This is a genomic window from Rhizobium sp. PDO1-076 (assembly GCF_000247475.1).
Lineage (GTDB): Bacteria > Pseudomonadota > Alphaproteobacteria > Rhizobiales > Rhizobiaceae > Allorhizobium.
The window spans coordinates 1-1107 of record NZ_AHZC01000301.1; the positions used below are offsets into that span (position 1 = coordinate 1).

Below are 1107 nucleotides of genomic sequence, written 5' to 3' on the forward strand. Positions count from 1 at the left end.
TCGCAACGCGTTGTTGCTGGCCGCCGGAAAGCTGGCCGGGAAACTTCTCTGCCTGTTCGGAGATGCCGACGCGGGCGAGCAGTTCGCGCGCCTTTCGCTCGGCTTCCGCCGGTGGCGTGCCGCGCACCCGCATTGGTGCCAGCATGACGTTCTTCAACACGGTCATATGCGGGAAAAGATTGAAGGACTGGAAAACCATGCCAACCTCGGCGCGCACCTTAGCGAGTGCAGGACCGGGCTCGACGCGGATGCCGTCTACCGTGATGCGGCTTTCAGGCGCAAAGGCTTCCAGATGGTTGATGCAGCGGATCAGCGTCGATTTTCCCGAGCCAGAGGGTCCGATGACGCACACGACCTCTCCTTCTGAAATATCGAGATCGATGCCATGCAGAACAGTGAAGGTGCCATAGGCCTTGGTCAGGCCTTTGATCGAGATGAGCGGTGTTGCGGGCGTGTTCATCAGCGTCTGCCCCGGCTGTAGTGTTTCTCCAGGCGGGCGACGACAGCCACCATCGGCCAGAGAAGCGCGATGTAGATGAGTGCTGCACCGATCAACGGCGTCGGATTGGCGGAAAGCGCCTGGGCCTGTGTCGCCTGCTTCAACAGATCGGGCATGGCGACAACGGAGGCGAGCGCTGTATCCTTCATCACGTTGATGCAATTGTTGGTCAGCGGCGGGATGACAATGCGGATCGCCTGCGGCAGGATCACGTCGATCATCGTGTGGCGGTTGGATAGGCCAAGCGCAGCAGACGCCTCGAACTGGCCATGCGGGATCGCCTCGATGCCAGCCCGGAAGATCTCCGCGGTATAGGCGGCTGATACCAGCGAGAGTGCGGTCACCGCCGAAAGGAAGGGCGACAGACGGATTCCGACGAACGGCAATGCGTAGTAGACGATGATCAGCAGCACGAGCAGCGGGATTGAGCGGAAGATGTCGATATAGCCGCGGATCAGCAGCGTGACGAAGGCGGGGGCATAGAGGCGGGCGACGGCGAGGAACAAGCCGCCAGCCAGTCCACACAGAATGCTGGTTACGCCGATCTGCAACGTAACGACCAGCCCCCAGAGAAGCTGGGGCAGGCTGTCGATCATCACCTGCAGATT

The 1107-nt window shown here is 61.1% G+C and carries 2 protein-coding genes; both read right to left on the minus strand.

The features are described 5' to 3' along the window. The coding region (locus PDO_RS15520; RefSeq protein WP_007603740.1) for an amino acid ABC transporter ATP-binding protein at positions 1–460 on the minus strand (460 nt) is incomplete at its 3' end. Next, on the minus strand, positions 460–1107 hold a 648-nt coding region (locus PDO_RS15525; RefSeq protein WP_007603741.1), incomplete at its 5' end, for an amino acid ABC transporter permease. The genes PDO_RS15520 and PDO_RS15525, both read right to left, overlap by 1 nt.